The 25,107-nt window shown below is 62.2% G+C and carries 23 protein-coding genes; all 23 read right to left on the bottom strand.

What is annotated here, in order from left to right; all coding sequences use genetic code 11:
* Window positions 1-235: 235 nt before the first annotated feature.
* Complete coding sequence (locus H2170_09410) at window positions 236-2,215, bottom strand: site-specific DNA-methyltransferase (GenBank protein MCS6300302.1); 1,980 nt, start codon at window positions 2,213-2,215, stop codon at window positions 236-238.
* Window positions 2,216-2,494: 279 nt separating this feature from the next.
* Complete coding sequence (locus H2170_09405; protein ID MCS6300301.1) at window positions 2,495-3,145, bottom strand: DUF4391 domain-containing protein; 651 nt, start codon at window positions 3,143-3,145, stop codon at window positions 2,495-2,497.
* Window positions 3,146-3,152: 7 nt separating this feature from the next.
* Window positions 3,153-6,416: an ATP-dependent helicase gene (locus H2170_09400; GenBank protein ID MCS6300300.1), complete on the bottom strand. Its 3,264-nt coding sequence runs from the start codon at window positions 6,414-6,416 to the stop codon at window positions 3,153-3,155.
* 150 nt (window positions 6,417-6,566) lie between these two features.
* Window positions 6,567-6,761, bottom strand: coding sequence for a hypothetical protein (locus H2170_09395; protein MCS6300299.1), 195 nt, complete (start codon window positions 6,759-6,761; stop codon window positions 6,567-6,569).
* Window positions 6,762-6,838: 77 nt separating this feature from the next.
* Window positions 6,839-8,101, bottom strand: coding sequence for a Y-family DNA polymerase (locus H2170_09390; protein MCS6300298.1), 1,263 nt, complete (start codon window positions 8,099-8,101; stop codon window positions 6,839-6,841).
* A gap of 13 nt (window positions 8,102-8,114) precedes the next feature.
* Window positions 8,115-8,537, bottom strand: a complete 423-nt coding sequence (locus H2170_09385) for a LexA family transcriptional regulator (GenBank protein ID MCS6300297.1) — start codon at window positions 8,535-8,537, stop codon at window positions 8,115-8,117.
* Between the two features lie 108 nt (window positions 8,538-8,645).
* Window positions 8,646-8,843, bottom strand: coding sequence for a hypothetical protein (locus tag H2170_09380; protein MCS6300296.1), 198 nt, complete (start codon window positions 8,841-8,843; stop codon window positions 8,646-8,648).
* 170 nt (window positions 8,844-9,013) lie between these two features.
* A complete protein-coding gene (locus tag H2170_09375) occupies window positions 9,014-9,916 on the bottom strand; it encodes a hypothetical protein (GenBank protein ID MCS6300295.1) in 903 nt (300 codons plus the stop codon).
* A gap of 66 nt (window positions 9,917-9,982) precedes the next feature.
* Entirely contained in the window at window positions 9,983-10,375 is a 393-nt protein-coding gene (locus H2170_09370; GenBank protein MCS6300294.1) for a hypothetical protein, read from the bottom strand.
* A gap of 38 nt (window positions 10,376-10,413) precedes the next feature.
* Window positions 10,414-10,809 carry a hypothetical protein gene (locus tag H2170_09365; protein ID MCS6300293.1) on the bottom strand — a complete coding sequence of 132 codons (396 nt, stop codon included), beginning with the start codon at window positions 10,807-10,809 and terminating at the stop codon, window positions 10,414-10,416.
* Window positions 10,810-10,846: 37 nt separating this feature from the next.
* Complete coding sequence (locus tag H2170_09360; protein ID MCS6300292.1) at window positions 10,847-11,854, bottom strand: hypothetical protein; 1,008 nt, start codon at window positions 11,852-11,854, stop codon at window positions 10,847-10,849.
* Between the two features lie 31 nt (window positions 11,855-11,885).
* Window positions 11,886-13,496: a DUF935 family protein gene (locus H2170_09355; protein ID MCS6300291.1), complete on the bottom strand. Its 1,611-nt coding sequence runs from the start codon at window positions 13,494-13,496 to the stop codon at window positions 11,886-11,888.
* Between the two features lie 73 nt (window positions 13,497-13,569).
* Complete coding sequence (locus tag H2170_09350; GenBank protein MCS6300290.1) at window positions 13,570-14,970, bottom strand: hypothetical protein; 1,401 nt, start codon at window positions 14,968-14,970, stop codon at window positions 13,570-13,572.
* Entirely contained in the window at window positions 14,967-15,494 is a 528-nt protein-coding gene (locus H2170_09345; GenBank protein MCS6300289.1) for a hypothetical protein, read from the bottom strand. Before H2170_09345 ends, H2170_09350 begins: the two co-directional genes overlap by 4 nt.
* 1,540 nt (window positions 15,495-17,034) lie before the next feature.
* Entirely contained in the window at window positions 17,035-17,724 is a 690-nt protein-coding gene (locus H2170_09340; protein MCS6300288.1) for a hypothetical protein, read from the bottom strand.
* Entirely contained in the window at window positions 17,687-18,241 is a 555-nt protein-coding gene (locus tag H2170_09335) for a hypothetical protein (protein MCS6300287.1), read from the bottom strand. The genes H2170_09340 and H2170_09335 overlap by 38 nt, the downstream gene beginning before the upstream one ends.
* A gap of 289 nt (window positions 18,242-18,530) precedes the next feature.
* Window positions 18,531-20,570, bottom strand: a complete 2,040-nt coding sequence (locus H2170_09330; protein MCS6300286.1) for an AAA family ATPase — start codon at window positions 20,568-20,570, stop codon at window positions 18,531-18,533.
* A 22-nt stretch (window positions 20,571-20,592) separates the two neighbouring features.
* Window positions 20,593-22,137 carry a DEAD/DEAH box helicase gene (locus H2170_09325; protein MCS6300285.1) on the bottom strand — a complete coding sequence of 515 codons (1,545 nt, stop codon included), beginning with the start codon at window positions 22,135-22,137 and terminating at the stop codon, window positions 20,593-20,595.
* A gap of 30 nt (window positions 22,138-22,167) precedes the next feature.
* Window positions 22,168-22,617 carry a DUF669 domain-containing protein gene (locus tag H2170_09320; protein MCS6300284.1) on the bottom strand — a complete coding sequence of 150 codons (450 nt, stop codon included), beginning with the start codon at window positions 22,615-22,617 and terminating at the stop codon, window positions 22,168-22,170.
* 18 nt (window positions 22,618-22,635) lie between these two features.
* A complete protein-coding gene (locus H2170_09315; GenBank protein ID MCS6300283.1) occupies window positions 22,636-23,160 on the bottom strand; it encodes a siphovirus Gp157 family protein in 525 nt (174 codons plus the stop codon).
* Complete coding sequence (locus tag H2170_09310) at window positions 23,157-24,182, bottom strand: ATP-binding protein (GenBank protein ID MCS6300282.1); 1,026 nt, start codon at window positions 24,180-24,182, stop codon at window positions 23,157-23,159. The genes H2170_09315 and H2170_09310 overlap by 4 nt, the downstream gene beginning before the upstream one ends.
* 28 nt (window positions 24,183-24,210) lie before the next feature.
* On the bottom strand, window positions 24,211-24,597 hold the full coding sequence (locus H2170_09305; GenBank protein MCS6300281.1) for a VRR-NUC domain-containing protein: 387 nt from the start codon (window positions 24,595-24,597) through the stop codon (window positions 24,211-24,213).
* Window positions 24,594-24,881, bottom strand: a complete 288-nt coding sequence (locus H2170_09300; protein ID MCS6300280.1) for a hypothetical protein — start codon at window positions 24,879-24,881, stop codon at window positions 24,594-24,596. Before H2170_09300 ends, H2170_09305 begins: the two co-directional genes overlap by 4 nt.
* Between the last annotated feature and the right edge of the window lie 226 nt (window positions 24,882-25,107).

Below are 25,107 nucleotides of genomic sequence, written 5' to 3'. Positions count from 1 at the left end.
AAATATCTCCGCTGATGACGTATTAAGCAATGAAATTAGCTTTTTTAGGTTTTGGGGGAGAAGAAATCACCGTTGTCGGATCGGGGTGAAGAGGTGGAACCCGTATGGCACATGACCAAACCCGTATGCTCGGCGGTCGAGCCCGTATGGCTGCGCCGACAAACCCGTATGCTCGGCCCGCCCAGATCGGTTGGTTTCGCGGATCGAGTGCAGCGGATGAGGTCGACGGCTTGGATCACAGGGTGCGGAGTTCGGTGGTGGGCGAGAGGAGCTTAAAGATCTGCTCGACGTTGATTTTATCGCTGTCAGAGGCGTAGCCGGCATCGCGGAATACGACTTTGAGCAAGGGCAGGTCGTGCAGGCGGCGTTTGGCCAATGCCGTCACTAGGTCTTCGGAAATGTCGGTGTCGAAACAGGCGGCGAGGGCGTTGCCGTCCACGAAGTACACGGTTTTGCCAGCGATCTTTTCGGAGCTGATCGGCAGCCCCAGATCGACACCCCAATCGAGCATGACTTGGAACAGTAAATCCTCGGGGGTGCGGTCTTCGCGAATGTTGTCTGTTTGCTCCAATAGATCACCTTGGTCCGTTCCGTCTGGACGATAATATACTTCACGCGTGTTAGATGAATCTATTTTGAGGGCGCGAAAGCCCGCGTCAGGTTCTATAATGCGGGCAGCCGAGGCGCTCTCGTCGCCCTCGGAAAGCTCAAGTTGGTCATTAGCGTCGGCGCGCTTATTTTTCAGTTCAGACGAAATTAATTTTGATGCACGACGTATACGCTCCTTCCCTATATCGGAAATGGTTTTGTATCCTGACTGGAATGCATCACTTTTAACGTCGCACGGCTCGGGCAACTGCACCATAATATATCTCCTGCTTCCGCCATCCTCTGCATTTAATTGCATCACGGCATGAGCTGTTGTCGCCGAGCCAGAAAAGAAGTCCAATGCAATGTCGCCGGAGCGGCATTTGCTCATAAACATTAAGTGCTTAATCAAGCCCACGGGCTTGGGGTAGTCGAAGGGTATTTTAAGCGCACTGAGCTCCTTGCTCCCCTGCATGTTTTGGAAATCGGGGAAGAAGTTATTGGGGCGGGCAGTTTCGTTGTCGATGGCACTATCAAGAAACCGCTTTTGATATAATATGTAATTGGCTTTACTCCCGTCTCGATTAATCAGTTTGGACTTATTGGACGGCTTAAATACAACATTTCCTGCTGCACGCTCTGCGTTAAAGCGTTTTTCCGTCCATCGGAAACTTTTGCCTTCGGGCGGAGCGATTTCGCCCCCGTCTGGCGTAGAAACCCAGAAACGTTGATTTTCTCGATAGTCTAGATTGGGCATGTATATGACCACCTCTGCGTATTTTTGCCCTGCTCTCGGTCCCGAGGCCTCAGTTTTCCCATAAATGTCCTCGTCTATGGTCTCCGTAAATGAAGGCAGCGTGTCCTTGTTTTTTGAGTATACCAGTATGTAGTCGAGGACAGGATTAAGGAAGTTTCCCTTGTTGCCGCCCCCTTTCTGCATTCGTGAAATAATTCCTATTCTATTATCCCTCCCGAAAATTTCTCCCATCAGTATATCAAGGCCAGACACCTCATCCTCTCCTATAGCTACAAAAATAACGCCCTCTTGATTTAGGAGGTTTTTGGCCAACCTCAAGCGAGGGTTTATCATTGTAAGCCAATCGGAGTGAAACCGGCCGTTGGACTCGGTATTAGCTGCTAGGCGAACTCCAGTGGCGTCCGCCTGATTGGACTTTACGAGATATGACTGCGTGCCCTCAATCCTGTCATCTGAATAAATGAAGTCGTTGCCTGTGTTATATGGTGGATCGATAAATATAAACTTAATTTTATTGAGATAGCTTTCCTGCAGTAATTTCAGTGCATCGAGATTATCGCCTTCGATAAATAAATTCTTGGTTGTATCAAAATCAACCGACTCCTCACGGCAGGGCCGCAGGGTTTTAGCAATCGGCGCATTGGCCGCCAGCAGAGCCTCCCGTTTACCTGGCCAGTCGAGTCGATAGCGCTCCTGCGGCCCCTCAACCAGTGAGCCCGAAAGCTCCTGTTTCAGCAGGTCAAAATCTACGGCACGAGTGAGCTTGCCGGCGGCGTCTTTGGCCTCGGTGATGCAGTTCGGGAAAAGTGCGGCTATTTTCTCGATGTTACCCGCTACCAAGTCGGGAGAATGCATTTTCAGTTTTTCCATGGTCAAATTTGTAAAGGGAGAGAGTCAGGACGGGCGAGGTTGATTCCAAATGGGGTGCTGGCGCCAGGTTTCCGTCAGGCTGCTTTTCCCGTGGGGCAAGTGCGGAACTGCGGACATAAAAAACCCACCGGAATTAAGCAACGTGTCTGCACGGAGCAGACCGAGAGGCTCGGTGGGCATGCCATCACCATGAACGGAGTGAGTTAGCGCCCCAGCAAGGCTAAAGCGGACTGCGTGTAGCCTATCCTTTGGTAAAAAATGAGGGTGATCGGCACTCATTTACAACAGAGTGGCTTGCTGTTGCTTAAGGGAGCGGAGCTGGGCGTTTAGCTCAACCTTGCGGTTAAACTGCTTTTCCTTGGCCAAGGCGGTAGCAAGGCCGTCTGTTTCGCGGGTGAGGCGGCGCAGTTCGCGCAAGCGGGTGAGGTGGGACGGGAGGTTTTCACCGGGGCGGGCGGGCGGCTGGAGGTAGGGCTCCAGCAGCCGGGCGTAGAGCTGGCCGAGGTCGAGCACGGTGGGCAGCGGCGGAAACGCGGTGGCGGCCGGGTGCCACGGGCCGGCGAAAGCGTCTTCGACGACCCAAGCGGCAGCGGCGGCTTCGCTGGGGCGCTTGTAGGCGATACGGCCTTGCACGCGGTCACCGTGGCAGATGCGAAAAAACAGAGGGGACGGGATGGCCTCGTCGATGGTGCGGAGGACGACCTCGCTCAGGGTGGGCGTTTTGAGGGTAACGGTGAAAACCTGTATTTCGTGGACGCCGGGACTGGGGGGCAGGTTGATGGTCTCGGGCGCGAGCTTGTAGCTCCAGACGATGGACTCGATTTCCATGGCAAAGCGGGCACGCACGGCCTTGGAGGCCTGGGCGTTTTCGTAAATGCGCGCCTTGGGGATGGTGCGATTAAAAGCGGCCTGCGGAGGAAAGGTGAACATGGCGCGATCAGGCCTGCACGACCAAGAAGGCGATCAGCTCGAAGTCATCGAGCCCCGTGATGGTTTCCACCAAAGCGGTGGTGCGAGTGCCGGAGAACAAGCTGTCGAGGTCACTCTCCTCCTTTTGCTCGATCATGGAGCGGATACCTTGCGCGAGAAGTTGGGAATACGCGTCCATGTCGCGACCGTCTTCGGTGTCGGCATTGAACCGCTCGCAGGCGGCGGGGATGGGTTCATCGCGATCTTTGCAGGCGAGACGGACGAGATCGAGGAGCCGCTTGACCTCGGTGTGACGGGCGACGACGGACCCGTCCGCGCCGATGTAAACGAGGTAGTAGGGGTGGAGCCGGTTTTGCTGTTTTTGGTTAACGCCGGGGTTGCGATTGCGAAGGGCAAAAATGGCCCCGGGCTTAAGTCCACGGGCCGAGTCGGCCGGGACGACGGCGTGCATGCCGCTGGGCATGGATTCGAGGTCGCCGTGGGTTTTGACGTAGTTGAGCAAATCCATCCGGAAATCGTTCAGGCCCAGGTCGGTGATGGAGACGCCGGTTTTGAGGTCTTCCATCTCGACGACCTCTTCCTGGAGGCGGCGGAGCTGCTCCTTGCGATAGGAGAGATCGTTGGATTCGGGGCGGAGGACGTTGTCGTCGGCCGTGGCGGTGACATCGGCGATGACCATGCGGTTTTCGACGCGCTCTTTTAACCGGATGTATTCGTCGAGGCTGATGTCGGGCCAGTAGTTGACCAACTGGATGACTGCGTTTTTCGAGCCGATGCGGTCAACGCGACCGAAGCGCTGGATGATGCGGACGGGGTTCCAGTGGATGTCGAAGTTGATTAGGTAGTCGCAGTCCTGGAGGTTTTGGCCCTCGGAAATACAGTCGGTGGCGATGAGTACGTCGATCTCGCCGGATTCGTTAGGGAGGGTGAGCGCCTTTTCTTTGGAGCGGGGTGAAAAGAGCGTGAGGATGGAGTGGAAGTCGTACGATTTTTTGAGCGTGGACTTGGGACGGTCGGAGCCGGTGACGCAGCCGACGTGGAGGCCGTGGGCGGCGTGGAGCGCCGGGGCGAGCTGATCGTAGAGGTAGCCGGCGGTGTCAGCGAAGGCGGTAAAGATGAGAATCTTCCGGTTGCCGTGGTTAATGGGCGACGCGAGCTTGCTCTCAATCTGGGTGCGCAGGTGTTGGAGCTTGGCGTCGTCGGAGGGGCCAACCTTGTCCATCTCGGCGAGGAGGCCGTCAATGAGGTGGACGTCGGTAAGGAGAGCGCTTTCCCACCCCTTCAGGTCCATGTCGGCGAGGCTGATTTGCACCTTGCCGCCGAGCTTGGCGGTAGGGTCGGGCAAATCGTCGTCCTCGGGCTCGGAGTCCTCGTAGTCGGCAGCGTGGTCGGTAAACGTGGTGTCCTTGCCGGTGGCGCGGAAGTCGGCGATTTTTTGCAGGGTGTCGCCGTGGTTTTTCTTGAGGCTGCGCAAGGTGAGACGGAAGGACGCGACGGAGCTTTCGAGGCGTTTGAGCAGGTTGACCGTCATGAGCATTTGCAGGCTCTTTTCGCGGTCTTTTTGGCGAAGCTTGCCGCCGCCACCCTTCACCTCGGTGTCGTAGAGGGCCTCGTATTTGGCCAGGCGGCTGGGGAGGATGTAGCTGATGGGCGCGTAAACCGCGAGTTTCAGCAGGGTGAGCCGGTCGAAAATTTCGTTGAACCCGATGACATCCGTGCGGTGCGTGATCGGACAGTGAAACGAGAGCGGCTTGAGGCGCTCGGGAAAGGTGCCGATGGCGGAGGTATCGTAGAACGTCTCGATGTGGCGGCGGGAGCGGGCGATGGTGACGCTGTCGAGTAGGTTGAAGAAATCGAAGTCGAGGGTGCCGAGGATGGCGTTGGCAGTGCGATCTTGGGGCGGCAGGGTGGCCCAGGTGTTGAAGGCGGCCTGGGCTTTGCGGAAAATCTCGTTGATGTCAGTGCCAGTGCTGAGTTTGGAGCGGAGGTTTTCAGGGTCGCCCTCGTAGGCGAGCGCGAGCTGGTTACGCAGGTCGTTGAAGCGGTTGTTGACCGGGGTGGCCGAGAGCATGAGCACCTTCGTTTTGACGCCCTGGCGGATGACGCGGTTGAGGAGCTTCTGGTAGCGGGTTTCGTGGTCCTTAAAGGCGTCGTTGTTACGGAAGTTGTGGGACTCGTCGATGACCACCAGGTCGTAGTTGCCCCAATTGACGCGGTTGAGGGGTATGCCCATGGACTCGCCACTTTCCCGGGACAGGTCGGTGTGAGCCAGCACGTCGTAAGCAAACCGGTCTTTGACGAAGATGTTGGTGGTGAGGTTGCCTTTGTAGTTAAGCCAGTTGTGGGCGAGTTTTTTGGGGCAAAGGACTAGGACGGACTTGTTGCGCAGCTCGTAATATTTGACGACGGCGAGGGCGGTGAAGGTTTTGCCAAGGCCAACGCTGTCGGCGAGGATACAGCCGTTGTAGGTTTCCAGTTTGTTGATGATCCCCGTGGCGGCGTCGGACTGGAAGTTAAAGAGCTTTTTCCAGATGAGGGTGTCGCGATAACCGGTGCGGTCGTTCGGGAGCACGTCCTCGGTGATGTCCCCCAAAAACTCCTGAAAGATGTTAAAGAGCATCAGGAAATAGACCCGTTCGGGGGAGTTTTCCTGATAGACGGAAGAGATGTGCTCGCAGAGGTGGGTGGTGACGTCCTCCAGCTTGGTGGGGTCGGTCCAAATCTGGTCGAAAAGACCGAGGTAGCTGGCGGTGATGGGGGCCTCGTCGATTTTGGTTACGAAATTGGATACGGCGTTGCCGCGCTCGTAGCCAAGATCGACGGCGGTGAAGCCCTGGAGTGGCATGTAAACCGTCTGTGCCGTGGGCGAAGTCACGCCGGCGAACGCCTGCATGGTGGCGCGGCTGCGGTTGGATTTGAAGGTGGCCTTGCGGCGAATCCAATCGGCGCACTCCTTGGCGATGGCCTTCTGGGTGAGTTGGTTTTTGAGCCGAATCTCAAACTCGGCACCGTAGAGACTGCGCTCGCGTTCGAGCTTGGGGATGTGGAATTCGCGGCGCTGTTTGGCGAACTTGTCCGTGGCCTCGTCGGGGACGAAGGTGGGCGAGGTGAAAATGAACTGGAGGGAGTCGATCTTTTCGAGTTCGGCGCGAAGGGACTCGAAGGCGAAAATGGAGAAGCACGACGCGGCGATTTTGAGCCGAGAGCCGGGTTGGGCGGTTTTTTTTAGGCTATCGCCGAGGAGATTGTTGATGTTGTCGATGATCTCCATGGTCGCAGGTGGGTGTTATTCGCTCTATGGCAGCGGAAGCACGAGGCCACCGCAATTGGGTTTTTGGAAGAGACGAAAAAGCCCCGGCGCGAGGGGCGGCCGGGGCTGGGGCGATCGGTGGACTGGGGCCGGTGGGCCGAGGTGAAACCGTCAGGGTTTGAACGAGTCGTTGGGTTTACCGTCATCGGCGAGGTCGCCGAAGTGGTTCACCGTATCCTTGAGGAGGGAGGCGGCGGCGAAGACCGTCAGGCCGATGGGGGTGCCGGACAGGGGGCCGGCGATGGTGAGGGCGAGGCCAGCGGCTTTGCCAAGGAAGGAGAGGATGTGGAGGAGTTTGGTGGGCATACGCCTGGGGAGGCGTGTCAACTCGGCGGAGGGCGCGAGACTGAGGACGGGGGGCGGAGGTCGGATTCCGGACCCATTTAGGCGTGGGCGGTTAAGAGGGCGTCCCACCGGGTAGTGTAACAGGGGCTGAGGTGGGCTTGGCGCATTTTCCACACGGGGTCCGCTGTGCCTGCCGATCCCAGGCGCAGGGTCCCCCGCCCGAGCGTTGCGTTAAGGCGGTCGAGGGTGGTCATGAGCGTGCGGCGGCGGGCCACGGTTTCGGGGCTGGGGCCGTCAAAGCTGAGTTGGGTTTCCGTCTCGGGGTGTAGGTCGGTGACGAGCACGCCGACTTTGCGGAATTGAAACCCGGGGCGGTGGATTTGGCGCAAGAGGTCGGCGGCCACCGTGGCGAGGTCGGCGGTGTAGTTGGTCGGCATGTCGAGGGCGCGTCCGGTGCCAGGCGAATACTGCGGGCCGCCGCCGTGGGGGTTGGTTTCCAAAAACACTTGGATGAAGCCGGCGGTGAGGCGTTGGGCGCGGAGTTTTTCGGCCACGCGGCTGACGTAGACCGCGAGGGGTTCTTGCAGGTGGTCGAGGGTGGACAGCGGCACGCCAAAGCCTCTTGCGCAGCAGATCGCTTTTTTCGCGGGGGCGAGTTCTTCGAGTTCGAGGCAGGAGCTGCCGCGTAGTTCCAAAACAATGCGTTGGCCGGTGACCGCGAGAACGCGGCGGGCAGTGGTGATGTCGAGGTCGCGTAGGGCGAGCGCGGTGGACACGCCGAACGGGGCGAGGCGCGCGGCGAGTTTTTGGCCAATGCCCCAGACGTCGGCGACCGGCACGGTGGCGAGGACCGCAGTGGCGGCAGCGGGATCCGAGGGCCAGACGAAGACGCCGGTGTGGGGGCCGGGCTTCTTGGCCAGTTTGTTGGCGAGTTTGGCCAGCACTTTGGTGGGGGCGAAGCCGACGCTGACGGGGATGCCGGTGTGGCGTTGGACGGTGGCGCGGATGGTGTTGCCCAACGGTGCCCAGGAGGTTTTCGCATCGAAGCCGAGGAAGGCTTCGTCAATGGAGTAGATTTCGAGTGTCTGGGCGAAGTCGCGCAGGGTGGTCATCACGCGGCGGCTCATATCGCCATAGAGGGTGTAGTTGGAGCTGAAGGCGTGGACGCCGATTTTGAGTTCGGGGCGCGCGAGGTGCCAGACTTCCCCCATCGCGATTCCGCGGGCCTTGGCTTCGGCGGTGCGGGTGACGACGCAGCCGTCGTTATTGGATAACACCACGACGGGCTGGCCTTCGAGGTGCGGCTGAAAAACGCGTTCGCAGGAGCAGTAGAAGGAGTTGCAATCAACGAGGGCAAACACGGTTCGTAAGCGCTTAGAAGGCGTTGATCGCAAAGGTCACGACGCCCCACACATGGGCATCGCAGTCAAGGTCGGTGATGTCGGTATAGGCAGGGTTGGCGGCTTCGAGCCAGCAGCGGCCGGCGTGGCGGCGGAGGCGTTTGACGGTGTGGCCACCATCGACCACGGCGACCACCACGCGGCCGTCGCGGGCTTCTTCGGAGCGGTCGACGACGAGGAGGGCCCCGTCGTTGATACCGGCGCCGGTCATGGAGTGGCCGGTGACACGAACAAAGAAGGTGGCGGCGGGGCGGCGGATGAGGTGTGCGCTGAGGTCGAGGTCACGATCCAGGTGATCCTCGGCCGGGCTGGGGAAACCCGCCGGGGCAGATGAAAACATGATGGGGCGCGGGAGGGGCGCGCCGGTTTTGGCGGGATGAATGGAAACGACCTGCATGCACGCGACTGTGTTCAGGTGAACCGGACGGGCAATGCTGGTGTGAGGCGGAGGGGGGCGTCGTGGATTCTAGTAGCTGTGGCGGAGCTGGTTGGGCGTGGAATTAGATCAATCTTCGGGGGTGGGCTTGGCGTTGCGGTCGCGGAGTTCGCGGCGGATGCGGAGGCAGAGGTAAACGAGGGTCGCGAGGCCGACCATGAGGCCGACGTAGGCGTTGAGGCGTTCGAGGGTCGTGAAGGCGAAAAAGCCCACCGCGCCGTGATACGGCACGGGGTCGCGGAGGATGGAGAGGGTGGCGGGGAGCATGGGCGGAGCCGGAGAGGAAAGCGGACAGAGGTCGGAGGGCAGATGTCGGAGGGCGGACGGCGGGGAGAACGAGTAAGAGTAGGAGAACGAGAACGATTGCGGCGGGGCGCAAAAAGGGGCGGCGGTCGTGGTGACCTGCCGCCCGTGCGCTGTATATATAATAGCGAGCGTTAGCTGGCGGTGAGCTTGCGGGCGCAGACGGGGCTGGTGACGCGGATGTCTTCAGACCAGTCGACTGCGAGGATGTCCGAGCGGGCGGCGTCGTCGCGGTAGGTGCGGACGACGTCCACGCCACCTCGGCGTAACCGGAAGGTTTTCATGAAGCTCGGGTCGTAGAGCGTGGGGCTGGCGTTCGCATGGAAGATCACCAGTTGCTGGCCGATGATGTTCACGTTGGCTTTGGTCAGGCCGAGTTTGTGGGTGTCCCGGGCCAAGATACCGACGCGGATGTCGATGCTGGGGTTGAGCAGCAAGGAGCTGAACTGGGCCATGCTCACGCCGATGGAGGCCGCACCGGGGAAGCGGGCGATCACTTTGGCGTTGTTGCGCAGCTTGTTCCAGAGCGGCAGGCCGATCACCAGGCGGTTGGGCATGCGGCCGGTGTCGGTGGCGAGGGCTTCGATTTGCTCGTCAAGTTTGGCAATGGGGTCGTCACTCGCCAGGGTGATGTTGGCGGCGGCCGCAAGCGCGGTCAGTGCAGCGAACACTTTGGCGTCGTGCGAGGTGACGGCGGAGGAAACGAGGGTCTGCGTCTTGGCCTCTTCGAGGCGGAGCGGGTCGCCCTCGCCGGCTTCGTCACGCTCGTGGTCGTCGATGGCGATTTCCAACGCCTGCGGGAGGCAGTTGTAGGTCGGGTCGCTGGCGGCGAATTCGAGGCGTTTGGCAGGGCCACCGACGGCGCGCGAGGTGTCGACCACCTGAAAGGTGTTCTTGTCGTCGAAGTTTTTATACTGGCCGGTGGCGGCGGGGACGACGACCTCGGGGGCGAGGAAGTTGGCGAGCGTCGCGGAGATGTCTTGCGACAGGCCGCGGGCGTAATTGGTCAGGGTGACGTTGTATTTGGAGGAGCTCATGCGGAAGTAGTGAGTAGCGAGTAGCGGGTAGTGAGTAGGCGGATTACGGAGGACTGAGGGCGGAGGTTAGGCGGCGGGGGTTAGGACTGGGGTGTAGAGGGCGGCTTCGATGAGTTCACCGGACACGCCGGCTTCGAGTGCAACCCCGAGGACCATCCGCGGGGCGTCGTTGCTGTAGCCTTCAACGCAGCCGGTGGCGGTGAGTTGCAGCTGCTCGCCAAAGCTGACCGGGCCGGTGATTTTTACTCGGACCGTGCCAGCAAGGCCGCCAGGAATCGCCACGGTCACGCGTTCGTTGGTTTTGCCGCCGGTAAGAAGCAGCCCAAGGGGTTTTTCGAGGGCGTAATCAACCAGGCAGATGCTTTCGTTGTTACTAAGCCGAACGAAACAGCCTTCTTGGCCGGTCAGATCGACGTCGGCCACAACTGAGATAATCGCGTTGGTGCGGGTGAGGTGCATGGGGGGGGGAGCTGGGAGCTATGAGCTTGGAGCCGGGCTTAAATGAGGGATTGGGGGGCGATGAGGATTGCTTCGACGAGTTCGTCGGTGACGCCGGTTTCGAGGGCTTGGGCAACCAGGGTGCGGGCGCCGGTGCCGGCGTCGGTCTGAACGCGGCCGTCAGCGGTGGTTTGCAGGTAGGCACCGATGGTCGAAACGGTGGCGGCGAGTTTCACGCGGACGGTGCCAGCGAGGCCGCCGGCGCCAAGGGCGACGGTGACGCGTTCGGCGGCTTTGCCGTCACAAAGGAGGATGCCCAGGGGTTTGACGGTGGCCGAGCTGAGGAGGGCGGCTTTGCCTGCGGTGAGGACGATGAAGCGGCCAACGTAGCCGGTGAGGTCGGCGTTGGCCTCAAAGGAGAAGATGGCGTTGGATCGGGCGAGAGCGGTTTTCATGGGATAATGAGCTGGGAGCTAAGAGCTAGGAGCTGAGTTAGCGGAAGAGGTCGGGGCTTTCGGCTTTGGCCTTGGCGTAGATCGTCTGGAAATCGGCGCTGGGGTGAGCGGCGCGGATGGTGGCCAGTTTCTGTTCCTGGCGGGTGATCTGGCTGGCGGGCGTGACGGTGTCGTCAGTGCCGGTAGTCAGGCGGGCGAGCACGGGGTTGATCGTGAGGGATTCGAGGGCTTTCACCGCTTTGGTTTCGTCGCGCAGGAGCGCATCGACCCAGAAACCGCGGGTGTCGGTGTCCTTGGCGGGGAGGCGGCCGGCGCGAACAGCGGCGTCAACGTGGGCCTCGGCGCGGTGGCGAGCCTGCGTCGCCATGAGTAATTGGAGGCCGGCGAGTTCGCTTTTGATCGCGGTGGCGTGGCGGGTGAGCTGGGCAACGAGGTCGGCTTCGTCGGTGGAGGAGGCGTCGACGAGCGAAAGGGAACGAAGGGTGGCGATGAGGTTTTGCATGGGCATCGCTTCGGGGGCCGTGTCAACCGGTGCTGCGGCGAACAGGGGAGCGATTCGCTTGAAAGCGGCGCGATTGACCAGGCCGCCCATGTTGATTTCGGAACCCGTCACCTGGCCGGCGGCGTCGAGGTGGAAGGTCGGGGAAAAGCGGCGAAAGGTGCGGCCTTCGACCGACTTTTTACCGGCGTCGGACCAATCGAGACGGGCGCGGACGCCGCCGGTTTGCGGTTCGTCACCGGCCCAATAAAATTCAGTCGGCCAGGCGGAGGCTTCGCGGTCCTCGTGGTTGAAATCGAAAAAAGGGCGGTCCTCGCGCCCCTCGGCGGCGGCGGTGAGTTTACCAGCGAGGAAGGTTTGCAGGACGGCAGCGGTGGCGGCGTTCACGGCCACTTCGACCGAGACGGGTTTGCCGCCCTGAGACGCCCGAATGCGGTGGCGGCCGGGCGGCATGTACTGGATGTCAGTGGGGAGTGCCGCGCCTTCGGTCAGGGCGTTGGCGAAGGCAGCGTGTAGCGGTGCGTTGACTGCGGAGGCGAGGGTCATGCCACAAGCGCCGTGTCAACGGGGGGGGCGCTCACTTGGGCGGCTGGTAGGCGGCTTTGGGGACGCGGATCAGGGAGCTGCGGCAGTTGTAGTGGGCGGGCGGTGGCGAAAACCAGCCGTCGCCCCAGCGGTGGCCGTGGCGACCGAGACACACCTCGGTGGTGCGGCCGTCGAGGACCGCATCCCAAACGAGGTAATCGTCGGCGGCCTCTGCCTGGGCGAGTTGCGCGGGGAAGGCTGCTTCGGCGGCGGCCTGGCGACCGGCTAAGGATGCGGCTGACTCGGAGGCCGCGTCGATGGGATCGCCACAACCGCAGGCGCAGGTTTTGGCCGTGGCAGGTGGCACGGACGACGGCGGCACCAACGGGGCGACGGGTTTGGCCGGTTGAAATAGGGCTTCGCTCGGGGCCGGCGACGGAACTTTGTGGCGTTCGTAGAGGTATTGCAGGGAGACGGGCAGGCCCATGTCGACAAACAGGGTTTTATCGCGGGTGGCCATTTCCTGCTCACGCTCGGGGCGGGTGATTTCCACCTCGACGAAGGGAACCTCGTCGGCGTTGCCCCAGTTTAGGGCGATTAGTTGCGGGATGAGTTGGTCGTTGAGGATCGCGACGATGTATTCGGCGTAGGTCTCGAAGAGATCCAACTCAACCTCGCGGTGCACCTCGGTGGCGGCACGGCTGCCTTCGCCATTATGCTCAACCGACAGGTTTTGCCCCAAAAGCATGATGTCACAGGCGCGGTCGGCGATGCCCATGAGGCGTTCGCTCGGGTCGTTGGGACCGGATACGCCGGGGGTGGTGCCCTGCATGATTTGCAGGTTGGTGCCCTGCGGAAACGCGCCCCATGACGCCGTGCCCATGTTGCGCAAGGCGGAGGTGATGGCGTCGATTTCGGCCTGGGTGGCGGTCGTGGGATAGTTGGCCCAACGTAACGGCGTGCCGAACAGTTCCGCCTTCTGGACGAGCCATTCCCAGCCGAGCATATGACCGAGCCATAGGGGAGCCAGGGCGCGGAGTTGGGCCGCCTCACCGAGGGCGCCCGACTTCGATTGAAAAATGCCGGTGAGGAATTTCCCGGGGTGTTTAGCAAAGGGGACGAGCTTCCGATCTGAAGTAGCGACGTTGTTCCCGTTGGGACGGAGTGCGAGGGTGCCGTCGGTGTCGATGCCGAGGTAACGGGTCGGGACGCGGCGGAAACCGACTGGCAAGACGTAACCGGTGGTGTCGTTGGCCCAGTCGATTTCGACCACGGACAGGCCGCGGGCAACGGCGTCCATCAGTTCATAAACGGCCGAACCAAGCGGGGCGCGAGTGGTGTCCACGTAACCGCGCTGCAGGTGTAACGCTGACTCAACGAAGGCGGCTTTTTCCTGCGCCGTCGCTGAGGGTTTGCCGTTCTTCGGGGTGTAGGGCTGGACGTTGAGGGGCAGCTTGCGGATGGCGTTTTTGAGTTTTTGCAAGTTGGCGCGGAGGCGCGGCCAGGTGTCTTCCATCAGGTTAAACAGGTCGCTTTGGGCGGCGAGGTCACCACGGGCGCCGGCGTCGAGGAGTTCACCAATGGCGTCGGGCGAGAGGCTGCGGCCGAAGAGTTGGGGTTCAAAGTCGCGGGCGGTGGGGCGGATGATGGGTGATGGGGACATGGTTCGGAGGGATGACGGAGGTCGGGAGGCGGAGGTCGGATGGAGGGAGGACTGAAGCCGGAGGGCGGCGGCGTTACCGCGTCCAGGCGCAGCGGTAGCGGGTGAGTGCGGGGCGGTGGCGGGCGTTCAGGCCGGTGGGGACTCGTTCGGCGGCGAAGGCACCGGTGCCAGCGGAGGGGTTTCTTTGGGCGGCGTGGATCGCGAGGGCCAGCGCGGTGGATCGGTCGGCGTGGCCGTCAGCGGTGCGGGCGGCGGCGTAGCGGATCGTGCCACCGGGGCTGACGATGCGTTGCATGCTGCCGAGGTCGTCGCGGATCACAGCGGCCGCCGGTAGCCCAACGGTTCGCGCTTGGAGCACTTTTTTCAGGCGCTCGAACAGCTCCCGTTTACGGTCGCCGGTGAAGGTCACGCCTTCGAAGCGGGTTTCGTCGAGAGCTGCAGCGAGGTGTTCGCTGACCGGTCCGCCGATGCCGGTGGCGTCGATCGCGGTGAACGCTGCCGCCATTACCCGAGGCAGGAGGATTTCTTCCTGCTGCGGGAACGGCACGCGGTCCAAGACGAGGACTTCGCGGGTGATCAGTTGGCCTCCGTGCAGACGTTCGAGGGTCCAAGCTACGGTCAGATCGCGTTTTCGACCGACGTCGATGCCGATAAACAAGGCCGGTCGCGGCCGGAGGGTTCGAGCGTAGAGGTCCGTAAGCGGATCGAGGGTAGCTTCCTCACATTCACAGCCTCTGACTAGATCTGCCGGGAAAACCTGGGACGAGTGCTCCATAAACTGGCACTCGAACTCCTGCGCCCAGCCTTCGGGATCGGCGAGGTTCGCCCGTAGTTCGTCCACGTTAAGCGCGAGTCCCTGCGCCACCGCGTCGTAGACACTGGTCTTGTGGCGGGAAAAGGCCGGCGCGTGCTCCCACAGGTCGAAGTATTTGTTGTTACGCCCGGCTGGCGTGGAGATCACCCGCAGTTTGAGCGCACCGCGCAGCGGGTTGGAAATGATCGGGTAAACCGCGCGCCAGATTTCCTCGGGGTTTTCGTGAAACGCGAATTCGTCCAGCACCAGATTGGCCGAGTAACCACGCGCCGTGGACGGATTGGCAGGGAGAGCAATGACGCGGGCACCGTTGGGAAACCGAAGCTGCGACTTTTGAATTTCGGGACGGTACTCGCTGCCGGTCGAGTAGCTGACCGCGTCGCAGAAAATACCGGCGGCGCGGTTCACCTTGTCCATGAACTCCAGTGCCTGTCGCTCTCCGGCGCTCAGGATGACCCAGTCGCCGCCGGTCTCAATGGCGTCGGCGACCACCTCGAACGATGCCGCGAGTGAACCACCGATCTGCCGCGATTTGAGCCAGATTTTGAAGCGGGCTTTATCCTGCACCCACGCACGTTGGTAGGGCAAAAGGAGGTCGAGCGGCGTGACCGCGAGGCGGCGGTCGGGCTTGTAGGTCTTTTTAGGGGCGGCGCGGCTCATGGCGTGGGAGTCGTGACAGCGGGCAACGCGGGGGCCTCATTCGCACCCAGACGGGAACGCCATTCGCGCATGATGTCTTTCTCGCGGTCGGGCGTAATGTTGACCTGAGTCGCCACCACCGTCGTGGGCTGGTCGCGGTACACGTCGGGCTTATGGGCCTTCAGGAAAAAGATAAGACACGCGTCAGAGTAGCGGCGGCGCTCACCGCACTGCTGACCCTTGGCGTCGAACACCGGTTCGCTCCAGCCGTCGATACCCCGGCGCTTCAGCTCGAGCTCGGCCTCTTCGATGCGTGACGAATTCCGCACACGGTCACGTTCCAACTGAGCCGATTGCAGCACCGGCACGAGGTCGGGTTTGCGCTGCAAGTGTCGGTAAAACGTGGACTGGTCGATGCCTTCTTTCTCGATGGCGTTGAGCGAGGGCGAACCGTCGCGGATGTCCTGCACGATGCGGTCAAAGAGCGCTTGGCTGAACTTGGGCGAGCGACCGAGTTTGGCGGCTTTAGGGACGGCGATGGGCATTGCCGTAACGGCGGTGTCAACGCGGCGCAGGCCGGCGTCGGTGCTGGTGGACGGTCGAAAGGGAGGGCGGAATATGCGCGCGCAGGCGGATTTGGCGGTGGTTCGAAAACGCGCTGGGGGATTGGGGGCTCGGGCGGTTCGGGGTTTGTGGCTCGGGGTTTGGGGCGGGCGTAGCCCGGCCCTCGGGCGCGGAGTCGGGCCGCGGCGAGGCTCGGCGAGCACGGCACGACGGAGCCGCGTGCCAGGGGCACGCAAGGCGCGCCAAGACGCCAGCGGAGCGATGCGGCGCGGACGCGCGGGGCCACCGCGCCGGCTGGGCGGCGGGGGGAAGCTCCCCCCGTGAACGAGCTTGCGAGTGAACTTGGGGGGGCGCCTGGCGGCCGGCCGGACCAGCGATGGCTTTGTGCCACCCCGCCCAGCGACGTGACGCGTTAGAAAAGGGACGGCCCGGGCGGGGGCGGGGGGTATTCCATTCGCGCGGTAGCGCCGCTAAAAGACGTTCTACCGGCGAAGCCGAGTGATATTTCTGGGTGCGCGCGCATACTGACAACGCACCGTAGTGAGCCCCGAGGGTGGAGCGTGTAATACGACATTATGACCACATGCCGGAGGCTCGGCGGAGGGAAGGTGCCGCCCCGATGGAATGCTTGGACTGAGGGGCGGATCGGCACCCATTGGCCATAATGTCTTGTTACACGCGGAACCCGCGCAGCCGCTGTGACAGATCAGCCCGGACGTGGGACGTGGACGGCTGGACACGACGTCGGACGTGACTCGGGGAACGCCGTCGCGTGCCTGCCGCCGTCGCCCTCGCCGGGCCTGGCACTGCGGGTGCCGGGGCTCACGGAGGGTGCCTCCGTTGTGGCGCGCATTCCATTGGGGGCCGTGAGTGAGCTTGCGAACGAGCCGCACTCAGTGGTTGGCCGTGGGGCGTTGTCGCCCCGCGCATCAAAGCCTTCCGGCGCATGAGGTGGGCCGTAGCGAGTCGGCGAGCGATGGGCCCAAATCGTTGAGGCCGGGCGAGTCGGCGGTCCTCGGTGAGCACCTGGCTCGGCAGGCGCGGAATCGAGGGCCGCTGTCTCGCGCCGCTGAAATTGGATCGTTGAGGGCGTTAGCAGCCGGACGGACGAGCAGGCGCTGGCGGGCGGCGACCGGAATGGAGCGGAGTGCGGGAGTGGAGCCGGAGGGGCACAGGGGCTGCCGGGCCGGGGGTTTGTGGCCGTCTCGGCCGTAGCCCCGTTTCGACGCCGCGGTTCCTGGCTCGGCAGGATCCGTGGCGTGAGGGGCGAAGGACGTTGCGGCGACCCGGCCGGGCGGCCCCTGGGACCCGCAGGCGGAACGCACGCACGGAGCGGAATGGAGGGCGAACGACCGCCAGCGTCTGCGGGCGGATTATCGTGCGGCTTACGCCGGAGCGCGTTAGCGGGTTCGCCAAGGGAGCGGAGCGAGCGCAGGCGTTGAGGCACGTGAAGGCGTGGGGGCAGACGAAAACTATTGTGACCCCCGGCCTCGATTCCCTGCGCAGGGACGCGACGCAACGCTACTTCACACGACTCTCCTTTGCAGCTAGTTCCGTTTCGATGCGGGCAATCACCTGCCGGACTTGAGCAAAATCCCTTAAAAACGTTTCCACCTGTTCGGGGGTGGCCTGCTCAAACCAGCCACATCCCTCGAACTGCCCCCACCACGCACCGAGTCGATTGAGCCAAGGTAGGTGGTTGCTGATGCCTCTGTCGACTGGGTCGGTCTGCATTTCGTGGTCTTGGGCGATGTGGCCAAGGATGATCGATTTTCTCAACCGCCGCGTGGAAAGGCCGTGCGTTTGGGCTTTTTGCAGCCACTCGGCGCGTTCGTCCGCGTCTTTGATTCCGGTCACCAATTTGTGGTGCTCAAACGTGAGGTCGTTTCGTCGTTGGTCGTGGGGAATGGTGCGGGCAACTGTCGCTGCATTGCGCATGGTTTTGAGCTCCAGGCCGGTCGCCTGCATGGCGATAATGTACCGGCTACGGGTGGCGTCGGGCATGGGTTCAAAGCGAGCCCCCCCGTTCCAACGAGTTTCGCCATAGACGAGCCAGTCACCGATGAGGAAAACAGAGGTGCGTACCAATCGCCCGGCTTTGGCCCCCAGTTCGGCCCATTGGTCGAAACTGATGTCGCCCTCGAAAATGAGGCCGAGCTCGGTGATGCGGACGTTAGGCGTTTCGATGGTTAAAACATTCACTGGATTCATTGGTTTGATTTTGGGCGGTTTGGTAATTCGTGCGTGCTGTCAACGAGCGCATGGCTCGCGAACGCCCAAGATGGAGTTGGTCGGTCAGGGCGACGCAGCGTTTTGAAACCGCCGCGCGGGTGAGGCCGTGTCGTTTGGCAATGGTGCTCATCGAGCTGCCGTCGAAAGCAACCCCCGTCACGAGCGCGAGGCACTCCAACGAGAGCCGCGCGTTGTCCTCGCAAATGAGTTCGCCAATGACCCGCCGTAAAGCGTCCCACGCGGCCTCGCTATCGCCGGCCGCCACCTCGGTATGGACCGGGATAGGTTCGTCGCGATTAGGGCCATAGGCGGGCACGGCAAGCGGCATGGCGGCAACGTCCTCACCTTTGCCGAGCCTCATGGCGTCCACCACGGGTTCGAGCAGACCTTGTGCGGCCAAGGCGCGGCGTTCGTCCGGCGGGAGTGTCGCCACCCATTCACGGTACTGCGTGGTGTAGTCGCGATCTCGTGACCGCTTGGTGTCGTCGTAACTCAAAACGCCCCCGCTTTCTTTTTGGTGAAATTCGTCGCCACGCCCGCGCGCGGTTTTTGTTTTTTTAGTCCCGCATGGTGCAGGAGTTTAAACGACCTGCACCAGATGCGGGGGAGAAGGGAGAGAGTAGTCTCCTTCTCCCCCTCTACGTTTAGTAGAGGGTAGGACCGGTCCGTAGAACCATGCCGGAACCAGGTGGTCCTAGGGACCGGGGTGGTTCCGGTTTCAGAACCACTGGTTCCAGGTGGTTCTGAACGGGTGGTTCCAGCAGGTTTTAAGCTCATTTTTAAGCTCACTTCTGGCCTCCGTTTTCAGCTGAATTTGCGCGATACCGTGTGCCCACCCAACGGCGCGATTCCGGCGAAAAAACGATGATCCGGCGGGCCGGTTGGCGGATGTTATCGAAGACCTTTTGGGCAAACGCCGGATCTTTCCCGGCGGCGGCCAACAGGGCGCCGATGTGGGCGAGCACTTCGCTTTGCTCGGGATCGCGGTCGTGTTTGAGCGGGGGCATTTCGATGAACATGCCGCGATAGCTGGCGAACGAGACGGTGCGCGCCGGCTTGGCCTCGGTCTCGTTGCCCTTGATCGCCTTCGGGTCGGCACCGATCCGGCGAAAGCCCATGCCTGCCCACTGGATGACGAATTCGTCCGGGCTGGGCAGGTCGCGTAGAACCGGCGTGACCGTAAACGCGTCGGCCTGTTCATGTGGAGTCATGATGAGGAGGGCGTCGGGGTCGCGACCAAACACCGAGGCGCCGGCAACCCGGTCGATGGCGTCACGGCCGGACAGGTTGCCCTTGGGGAAATGGGCCGCGATCAAGACTGCGGCGCCGGTGTCCTGGGCCAGCTTTTCGAGCTCATTGAGGACCTGCGCCATCTCGGTGTTGGAGTTCTCCTCCCGGTCGCCGTAGGTCTTGTAGATCGGGTCAATGATGAGCAAGTCGGCACCGGTGCGGGCAGTCATGGCGCGGAGCTGGCTGGCGAGACCGACGATTTCGTTTTCCTTGCCGCGCCGGTTCCAAACGTGAAAGCGCGACAACGACGAGGGCTCAAAACCCCGTCCATTGCAGATCATACGAATGCGCTTCCTGTAACTGAACTTGGCGATTTCCAAATTCACGTAGAGGACGGTCGATGCCCGGGTGGGAAACCCGCACCACGGCTCACCCAACGATACGGCAATCGCCAGGTCGGTGAGATTCCATGTTTTGCGGCTCTTGGACGGACCGGCGATAATCATTTTCGCACCTTGAAACAGGATGCCCTCGATCAACTGGGGCGGATCCGGTTCGTCCTCGGCGCAGAAATCAGAGGCGCGAATCAGGCCCTCGCATTCGACCTGCGCCGATGACCACGCGGCGAACGATGAAGGGCCGACGTTTTCCGCCAGCAGTCGTTGGAACCCCTCGTTACGGCGCCCACCGGGACAACGGGAGAACCGCGACGGGTTGCGATTCTGCGGATCGAGCTGCAGCTCAGGCACGCTTTTCCACAGGAGTTCACGGCGCTCGTGGAATTCGGCCGCAGTGGACGCTTCGACTCGGACCCACGCGTGGATCGAGTTACCGCCGGAGTCGATCAAGGCGGCAATGGGCAGCCCGGAGGCGCGCAGCAGTCGCTCCTGTTCAGGCTTCGAGAGGGTATCGCTTTCGATCAGGGTGTGGCGGAAGCGCGTCACGTCTTTGTCTGAGCCGGTGCTTTTGCGGACCACTGGGTTGATGCGCAGATAAAGGCCGTCCTTGCCGCCAAAGACCCGGTTGATGCCGCCGCTGGTTTCGAGACGGGCCAACCACTGGTCACGGGTGAGGACGTTCACCCCGCCATGCTCGGGCACGGCACGGGTTTCGCCCTCGGCGATCACGCCCGGTGCGAGCGAGACGATGTCATCAGCCGCGAAACAAGTGCGCAGCAGCAGGGGCAAACCGTGGTCGGGGCCCAGATCGGTACTGGCTGCGACCGGCACAGATGCGGCCGGAGGCGTGGATGCTGTGCTGCGGACGACGTGTGGGCGTGGCGACTGACCGACCGTGGCGCGGCCGAGAGCGGAGCGCAGCTGATGGTTGGCCGTCTCCACGGCCGTGCGGCAACTGGCGTGGAAACAGTAGATCGTCGGGGCGTGGCCGCCGACCGTGTCCAACGAAACGCGGCAATCGCGCAGGTTCGTCGGATTGGTGTGGGCGGCCGCACCGGGACACGGGCAAAAGCCGGAGACATCATCAGTCCAGTCGATGGCGCCAAGGGTGGTTTCGGCCACCGCACGGGACTGGGCCGGGCTGAGCTCGGGTGCGGCGGGGTAATGAGGGAGGGTCGAACGGTAACGGAGGGACATGGTTTTCTTGGAGGCCGTTGCCTCAGCGGGTGAAGTGGGCGGAAAGAAACGCCTTGGCCTCGGTGAAGGAGGCGGTTTCGGGGTGCGGGTGGTTCTTACGGCGCAACCAGGCGAGCTGTTTGGGCGTGGCCAGTTTCAGGTTCCGGCGCATGAACACCCGATCTAGCAATATCGAGGCGTGACCGCGGCTGCGCACGGCGTTCGGGTCGAAGCCGAGGTTTTGCAGCACCGAAAGCTGTTTGGCCGAGGCGGCTTGGTCGTGCCACCGCATGGTCGGCTCCCACTCGGCCAGATCGACCTCGTGCAGGCTCAGCGCGAATTCGACCGGGTCGAGCAACTGACTGCGGCGCCGGGCGTTTTGGTCCAGTTGTTTAACCAGTTCGTTTTCTCGCTCGGCTTTGGCATCGGCCACCAACGCGAGCAGGTCGCGCCCATCGGAGTCGGCACCGCCATTCGTGCCGAACTCCTTGGCCGCCGCTTCGAGAATGGCGGTGATGGTGTCGGCCTCGGCGGGCGAAGACGCAACCAGGTGAGCGGGCCGGACCAAGGCGTGGCGTTCAGTGTGCCAGAGGAAATCGAGGACCAGTAGGTTTTGCTTTTGTGGGTGGATGCGGGTGCCACGCCCGATGATCTGCGAATACATCGCGCGGATCTTTGTGGGGCGCAGGCAGACCACGCAGGCCACCGAGGGGTCATCGAAGCCCTCCGTCAGCAGAAGCGAGTTGGCTAATATTTGAAATTCACCAGCGGCGTAGCGGGCGAGGATGGTGGCCCGGTCCTGGCTCTGACCGTCGATGTGCTCCGCGGTGAAACCAGCAGCGCGGCAGAGATCCACGAACATTTGGGACGTCCGAATCAGCGGGAGAAACACCAGCGTCTTGCGGTCACCGATGGCGGTTTTCAGTTCGGCTACGATTTTTTGCAGGTACGGCTCAATGGCTGCGCCCAAGTCGGCGTCGCTCAAATCACCGGCGACCGTGCGCACGGCGGACAGGTCAATCGGCAGCGGCACGGTTTTGACCGCGATGCGGCATAGAAAACCGGCTTTGATTAACTCATGGAGGCCGATCTCGAAGCCCACTTCGCAAAAGTACTCGCCGAGGCTGCGCTTGTCGCCGCGGTCGGGCGTGGCGGTCACTCCGAGGATTTTGGCGTGATCGTGAAAGTGGCCCAGCACGGCCTGGTAGCTCTCGGCCAAGGCGTGGTGCGCCTCGTCGATCACCACCAAGCCGAACTGGTCACGCGGCCAACGTCCCCGGCGCGCCTCCCGCGCCAGGGTTTGCACCGAAGCCACCACCACCGGCGCCGACAGGCTGGCCCGCGCCCCCGCCTTTTCGACTTCGGCCACCAACCCGGTGGCTTGCTGGATTTTGTCCACCGCCTGCTGGATCAGCTCCTCGCGGTGAGCGATCACCAGCGTTTTGAGCGGCTGCAGCCGGTGGGCGAGCGCCGCGAGGATGATCGTTTTGCCGGCCCCGGTGGGCAGGACGGCGAGCAACCGGGGATGGTCGCGGAACTTTTCCAACAGGGAGGCAACGCAGGTTTGCTGGTAGGGTCGAAGTTTCATGGCGGGGGCGCGGGTGGTTGTCGTTGCGGGTTAGAACGGATCCTTGGCGGGCTTACCGGCGGTGCCGGACGGCATGAGCGAGGAGCTGGGAGCTAGGAGCTTGGAGCCGGAAGCGGGGGCGTGGTCGGTCAGCCAGAATTCCACCTTGTTGGAGTCCTTGCCCTGGTAGGTCTCGACCTTGAGCCGGGCGTAACCGCGTCGGCCCACCAAGCGGGCCGCGTGCAATTCCACTTCCTCGCCCTCGACTACCGCCTCGCCAATCGCCTTGCGGAAGGTGTCCAACTTCCAGGCCGAGCTTTCACTCGCCACGAGGTAGTCGAAAAGTCGGCAGCCGTGGCCTTCGACTTCGAGGTGGAGCTTGATCATCTCATCACCGCTGTTTTTTGAGACCGTTTCGATGGCCTCGATGACGGTGAGGAGGTATTCGCCCGCTTTGACGACGCGGGGCAAGTTGTCGGCGTTTTTAGAAACGTATTTCATGTTCTGATGCTGTTTGGGTTATTTGATCTGAAGGTTCTGCCGCTCGCCCAACCGGGCGAAGGAGAGGGATTGGCCGTCCTTGAGGGCGGTTTTTATCGCGCTGACGTCGGCCTCGCGTTTCACGCGGATGAACTCGACCGGCAGGTCGTCGACGGTGCCTTGCACGTCCACGAATTCGCTGCGCCGCCAGGATAGCGCGGCGCGGGAGTCTTTGATTTTGAGCCCTGCCGGGAGCCATTGCTCCAGATAGGCAGTCACCCGGTCGGCGGTGCGCTCGGCCGCCGACTGGCGTTTGCCCAGGCGTACCTTTTCGGCTTTGAGCGCCTCAGCCTCGGCACGGAGGTTTTTGATAAAGCAGGCAATCTTGACCGCCTTGTCGTCCCGCTCGCCCTCGATGCGTTGCAACGCGGCTTCAAGGCGGACCAACGCCGCGTCCTCGGTCAGCGGCTGGCCGTCGGCATCGACCACTTCGTCACCGGTGAGCACGCGCTCGGCCTCGGCCCAGATGGTTTCCAGCTCGATGAAGGTCTCGTAGAGTTTCATGCGAGCACCGCCTTTCCGGCCGCAGCGACCTGCGCGGAGGTGGCCGCGCCGATCTCGTTCATCTTCTTTTGCAGGAGCCCGATGAGGCGCTCGGCCTGGGCTGCGGAAAGGTCCGTCCAGTGTTCGTCACCGGAGACGGCGTCGCAGCCCAGCCACTCAAACGCCTTAGTCTTGTCAGCAGAGGGCTTTTTGAGGGTTTTCCAGTAAAGCTCGATTTGCTCGATCTGGGCTTTGGTGGACGGGCCTACCGGTGCGGGCGCGACCGGCGGCAACGCCGGCACATTCTTGGTAAACGCACCGAAGATCGGCGAAAAACTGGCCCAGCACATCGGCATGGACTCAGGCAGGCCGTGCCGGTTCTTGGCGTCGTAGGCCGCCGAGTGGGTCGTGTAGATGATCCGCTCGCGCCCACCGATGGCCCGTTTTTTGCCATCCGTGGCCTCGACTACCTTGGTGTGGAAATTCCCAAACAGGACGGCGTCCGACCACTCTTTGAGCAGAGCCGAGCACCCCTTGGAGAGTTTAAGTTCGAAGCGGTCGTAGGAACCGGCGGCGTCGGGTTGCTCAAACTTTTTGACCGTGGAATGGGCCAGGAAAACGATGTGCAGGCCGGAGGCGCGCAGCCGGTCCAGGCTGACGAGGAAAGCCGACCACCGCTCGGTGACGGCGATCCAGCCCTTGCCGTACCCGAAGTCCTCAATCGAGGCCTTGTGGGACTTTTGGCAGATGTCCTCGACGAGGAGCTTTTCGATCCAGTCAGCGGTATCGATGACGAGGAATCGGAAGGCGTGTTTGCCCGTTTCGAGGAACTCGATGGCCGCCTCGACGTCCGCCCACGACTTGGGCCGGGGAAAACGGGTGACGTTGAGGTGCTCCGTGCCGCCCTCGGCATCGAGGTAGATCGTGTCGGGCGTGTCCTTAAAACAGGACGACTTTCCGAGGCCGGAAGGTGCGTAGAAGGTGATGCGCTGGGCCGATTGGAGCGGGCCGCGCACGAGTTCGAGGGTGTTGGTTTTGGTCATGTTGTTGGTTTTTCCTGAGGGGAAATTTTTAACGCGCGCCCGGTGTGGGCAGTTCGAGCCGGCCGGTGAGGTAACGCGTGAGGGTGTCGATGGCCTGTTCGAGGCTATGGGCGGTGACGCAGGCGTAGCCCTGCTCGATCAGGCCGTGTTGCCACTGGTGCTGCTCGGGGCTGAGGCGACCGCTGGCGGTTTTCATTTCGAGAAACAGCCCGTGGTAGGTCCCGACCGGGGTAGGTAGAAACAGGTCGGGAACGCCCCGCTTGACGCCCTCGGCCTTGAGCATCGCGCCGGTGATCGGGTCGCGGGCGCCGCCGTTGGGGATGGCGAAGAGGAGCGCGAGCTCGGGGTGACGGGCGGAGGCCAGCTTGGCCCACTTGAACAGACCCGCCTGGATCCGGTGTTCGGTGAGCTTCACGCGGCACCTCCCTTGCGGAGCCTGGTCGCCGTGCGGGTTCCGCTTTCGAAGCGGTAGACCTCGGAGAGGGCGATGGCGTAGGGAGCTTGGCCACGCACCGACGCCAGATCGCCGCGGCGGATCATCCGCCGGATGGTTTCGATGCTTAGGCTCCAGCGAAATGCCAGTTCGGGCACCGTTACCACCATCCGTGGCGGGATAGCGGCACCGAGCAGGGATCTAAGTTGTTCGGTCAGCGATACGACCTGGGTGCGGAGTTCATCGATTCGGGTATCGGGTGACATCGTGCCGGGGTTACGGCAGGAGCCCGTGTCAAATGGGCAGCGACTAGGCGCGTGGTGTGAGCAGATTTTTGGGAGATGCATGTCACCCCCCTTTGGGAACAAGTGCTTCTGTTTCGGAATAAGTCGCCCATTATTCAGGCACAAAAAAACCCGAAACAGCTCATTTGGAGCGGTTTCGGGTGTTATATCGGAAAAATAAAAAACTCGAAAATAGGCGATTTTTACA

This window comes from Opitutus sp. (genome assembly GCA_024998815.1).
Lineage (GTDB): Bacteria > Verrucomicrobiota > Verrucomicrobiia > Opitutales > Opitutaceae > Rariglobus.
The sequence above is the reverse complement of the archived record's forward strand: the minus strand, read 5'-3'. Positions and strand labels throughout refer to the sequence as shown.